The following is a 4,329-nucleotide window of genomic DNA, read 5'->3' as shown; positions in this document are numbered from 1 at the left end:
CCTAAACTGCTGTTTTATTACAGCAAACGGTACTTGACACTTGGTAAACAAGTGGCTAGCTGAGAGTGCTTAGGCATGGACGCTGGTTTTGCATAACTAACACACGCCATCAGGCAGAACGATTGAAAGTGTGCGAGCTTTCCAATTCACACAGCACTTGCAATCGGAATGTCAAGATGAATCCGACTACTATTGATAGCGATAATGCCCCTGCTCAAAAACGAGTGGGGTGTTGTCGCGATTTTCGTTTAACCAGGGTCGCTAATATAACCCAAGTCAATCTCCTTCTTAAAGGAGATTTAGTTGTTCCAACGCCTTTATTTCAGATGGGCTGAAAGTTTGGCGTTAGGCAAGAGCATCTTTCACCAGGCGAGTTAATAGCAGAATGTTAACTAGCTGGCTTCCCCCCCAATGGCTGACCCAGTGGGATAATGCCTCGTGCTACCTGCTCTACCAGCTCTGACCTTGACACTCCAAGCTGAGAAGCCAATTCCTCAAGGTTGTGGATGGCTGTTTTCGTTAGTGCCAAGCTAACTTTTTCCTTGGGCTCAGAATATAACCCAGGACGACCAGCCTTGTTTTTTGCCTTCTCCTCTGTCATGTCTTGCGAACCAGTGCAGCATCGATAGTTCAATATTACCCGATCTTTTAATTAAGTGGTAATTAATCAGAAGTAAAGGTTTGTAACTTTTACTGCTCAGCGACCTTTTTAATTACCAAGGTTAAGTTTAGGCCTAACTAGAGTAGCTTGGCTTGTGAAACTCTTAAAACTTGTCAAGCTTTAAGGATTTTGATATCTCTATATTACACTTAATTTAGGAGTATTAACCTCAACTTAGATCAATGGTGGCTATAGACTTACGACAGGCTCAAAGGTATCAAAGGATTGAAACTATACGCAGAAAGCCATTGGAGCCTCAAGATTATTGTGCAAAATGGATTCCCAAATACTATGGGAAGCAGCCCGGCGAATGGGGCTACAGAGCAGCCTGTGTTCGTGAAATACAAAGGGTTACAGAGTTGGACGACAGGACAATAGAAAACTGGGGTAGAGACTTTGCCAAGTGCCCTAAGTACGTCCATGTCATGTTAAGGATGGCAGATATCATCAACCAAATGCGCGATCTAGCTGGATTACCTCCCAACTTTCCTTTAGAATAATACGCATAAACTATGTGTAAGGTCCTTGACCCGTCCACAGAGGCGGGTTTATTTTTGAGTACAGGAGGCGTGGGCTAATTTCCCAATTCCCGAAAATCAGCCCACACAAGAATCAGACTTTCAGCCGAAGTCGCCCACTGTCACACAGAAATTCGCCCACTGTCATATATGGGGAGAGAGAGAAAAAACCCGCCAGAAGACCCAACAGTTGAAGCTGGGGTAGTTGAATCGATTGGAAGCATCAAGAAACCTCGGTGGTATCGATACGAAGTCAAGTGGCTGTTGGGAAGAGGGAAATCCATGCCAGAAACCACCTTCAAAAGACGATTAATGCTTCTGGAAGAGGAAGTCCCAGAATTCAACAAAACCCCGTATCACCGCCAATTTTCTTCTTTCCAGGTGTGGTGTTTAGTCACCCAAGAAACCTGGCTTAAAGAAGCCAATTACTGCATTGATTCCGTCCGCAAACGACTAGCCAATGAAGGATTACCAACCCATGAGTACAACGAACAATGGCGACCTAACAATTGACCGCAAAGACATCAAAACCACTTGGGGATTGCCCAAAGTTTCAGATATCACCAACGCCCGCAGAGCACTAGGACAACCAGACTGGCAAAACTCCAAAATGTCTGAAGCCGATGCCCTTGAAATCAATCAATATTTCTCCTTAGTTTTAGACAAAAAACTCTCACCCGATGATGCCATTTTACAAATAGCATCATCCCGAAACGGACGCAGTGCTTACTGCAACGAAATCGACCCAGATGCTATAGCTAAACCCTCCGATGCCAAGCGAGACGAAACTGAAGACAAAGGTGCAGCCATGCAAGCACTTATTGAAGCCACACAGCAAGGCAACATTGGCCTCGCCGAAACAGGCTCACAAATGGCAAAAGCTAACATTCAAGCCTTAAAAGTAGGTTACGTCACCACTTTAGTTACCGAATTGTCCGACTTTGGCAACAACCTTCGCAGCAATTTAAACAGTTTATCCGAGGCAGCAGCAGCCACCCCTTTAGACTTGAGGGAAGCCAAACTTCCCACCCCCAAGTTAGCAGTACCCGTAACTTCGAGTGCCTTAGAACCTTACAAAACCACCCAACGGCAACAGTCAGCAGGGCTCTGGTAGAAGCTCATACAGAACTAGGAAAAACCCTAGCTCTACAACAAAAGCAACTAATAGAACAGGAAAGAAATAGAGCAATTGGCATCACCAGCTTGACAATGTTGAGCGGCGTTGCAGTTGGCAATAGCACCCCAATCGGCAGTTTAAGTGGAGCCTTTATCGCCTTAGCTATTTGCCTTTCCTGTTTCCTAAAACCTCAAAAAACAGAGCCCAAGCCCTCCAAGCTTCCCCCACCATCAACTGAGGTAATTATCGGTGCAACTGACGTTTTTATCGGTACAGATGGCTTAGCTATCTCCCAACAACAACAAGAGAAATAACATGGACGTACAACCAAATCCACCCCAACCAGAATGGCAACCACCACCATACCCACTGACTTTTGAACAACAAAAAAAACGCCCTAAATTTAAACTATCACCAATAGCAATTCGATTGATTGCAGTTGGTGCGGTAGCACTACCCATTGCCGGAATTATCGGCTATTGGACTTTCAACAGTCAACCTCAAAAGAAAGTAGCACCAACCACCACTTTTAACCCCCAAACATTAGTCAATCAACTCGATACCAACTTCCTCCAAGACCAACAACAAATGAACCTATTTATATGGGGTGACGGCGTTGGGGAACCCGGTCAATGGCAGCGATTAATCCTAGCAGAAGCTCAGAAAAAAACTTTCAACATTGACAAACAAAGAGAGGATAAAAAACATCCCTGCCACCGCATGAGCCGCGACGGATGTTTTGACTTAGTAGAAAGTCGCATAGAAACAGATTGGAATCAAACAGCAATTCGACTTGACTATCCGAGAATGGCTGCTGCTTTATTTGAGTATTGTGCAGTGCTGCAAGCTCGTACTGGACAAGTTTCAACAATTGCCGATGTCCAGCCTAATTTAATGATAGCAGCTATGCGGAAACTAAGAGAAAGCCGCACTCTTTATCTACAACAATCTGCTGAAGCTTTATCAGGTAAACAAATAGAAGAACAGCGAGAAGCCGAACGAGAATTCAATCGGGAACAGGAGGTGAAACAGCCATGAAATTTAATCGAGAACAAGAGGTAAAACAGCCATGAGATTTAATCGAGAAGGAAGGTGAAACAACCATAAAATTTAATCAAAAACAGGAGGTCAAACAGCCATGAATAAATGGGTAATAGGGTGTATTGCTGCTGGATGTTTTATTGGTGCATTAACTATTGGGTATTATGCTACCAAAACTCAAGATGTGTTGACAGAACGAGATGTACAGTTGTGGCAGCAAACTGACAAGTTATACGCCACTTCTAAGCCTCCAGATTGGAAACCAATTGGCATCGCTATCGCTCTAATTGGTGTAGGAACTGGCTGCTATCACCTCTACAAAGTGCTGGAATTAGAGTCACAACAAATAACGCCTGGGCAACCCGGACAACAGCCTCCAAGCTCTCCTAATAGTCCAGTCTATCCTAATAGTCCAACATCTCCCAACAGCCCCATATTTCTCACTCAAGCAACCTACTCAACTGATGCTGAAAATAAAGCTTTTGACAAAGCTTTTAACCACAGATTAGAAGAGTTGTGGATGTTACTAAATCAACCTGAAACTAAGTGGGTTTTGTGCTTACTAGAACCCCCTGCTTTGCTCGTAAAAGGAGGTCAAGGAGCCTTCAAAACCACCTTTGTTAGCTTCTTAATCTTACTAAGAAAATTGTACTGCGGACACAGCTTAGAAGTGAGTGACCCTCACGCTCATCAAAATGAGGATAAATGGTTTGCTTGTCGTTTAGTTGGACACGAACAAAACTATGCGGCAATTGCGGCTCAACTCTCTAATTATTATAAGCGACTCAAAACCCGCAATCTCAATTCTCCTCCCATTACTTCAGTATGGGATGAGTACACTAATTATGCTACTCGTATCCCTGGAAATGGTGTAGAGGATTTCTTGTTTTCCGTCTTATCTGATGCCAGAAAAGCTAGAGAATTTCCTATCTTAATCAGCCATACGGACAAGAAAGGTGGCACGGGTAATAGCAAGCGTACAGGCGAACATC

General features: G+C 44.0%; 6 protein-coding genes and 1 pseudogene. 6 read left to right on the top strand and 1 reads right to left on the bottom strand.

Translation table 11 applies throughout. The annotated features are described in order from the left end of the window. Positions 1–388 precede the first annotated feature (388 nt). Positions 389–601 (bottom strand): ribbon-helix-helix protein, CopG family, encoded by a 213-nt coding sequence (locus OSCI_RS32395; RefSeq protein ID WP_019487969.1) that lies wholly within the window; start codon positions 599–601, stop codon positions 389–391. Between the two features lie 308 nt (positions 602–909). On the opposite strand from OSCI_RS32395, the gene OSCI_RS09160 reads away from it, so the two are divergent. The 6 genes and pseudogenes from OSCI_RS09160 to OSCI_RS09135 all read left to right on the top strand — a co-directional run. Then, complete coding sequence (locus OSCI_RS09160; protein WP_202796232.1) at positions 910–1,161, top strand: hypothetical protein; 252 nt, start codon at positions 910–912, stop codon at positions 1,159–1,161. A 168-nt stretch (positions 1,162–1,329) separates the two neighbouring features. Then, positions 1,330–1,692 (top strand): hypothetical protein, encoded by a 363-nt coding sequence (locus OSCI_RS09155; protein ID WP_007354645.1) that lies wholly within the window; start codon positions 1,330–1,332, stop codon positions 1,690–1,692. Further along, on the top strand, positions 1,658–2,293 hold the full coding sequence (locus OSCI_RS09150; RefSeq protein WP_007354644.1) for a hypothetical protein: 636 nt from the start codon (positions 1,658–1,660) through the stop codon (positions 2,291–2,293). Before OSCI_RS09155 ends, OSCI_RS09150 begins: the two co-directional genes overlap by 35 nt. 95 nt (positions 2,294–2,388) lie before the next feature. Then, entirely contained in the window at positions 2,389–2,610 is a 222-nt protein-coding gene (locus OSCI_RS09145; RefSeq protein ID WP_007354643.1) for a hypothetical protein, read from the top strand. 1 nt (position 2,611) lies between these two features. Next, positions 2,612–3,334: a hypothetical protein gene (locus OSCI_RS09140; protein ID WP_007354642.1), complete on the top strand. Its 723-nt coding sequence runs from the start codon at positions 2,612–2,614 to the stop codon at positions 3,332–3,334. Positions 3,335–3,434: 100 nt separating this feature from the next. Then, positions 3,435–4,329 (top strand): annotated as a pseudogene (locus OSCI_RS09135) (hypothetical protein); the annotation flags it as partial.

This window comes from Kamptonema sp. PCC 6506, from assembly GCF_000180455.1.
Lineage (GTDB): Bacteria > Cyanobacteriota > Cyanobacteriia > Cyanobacteriales > Microcoleaceae > Kamptonema > Kamptonema formosum.
The sequence above is the reverse complement of the archived record's forward strand: the minus strand, read 5'-3'. Positions and strand labels throughout refer to the sequence as shown.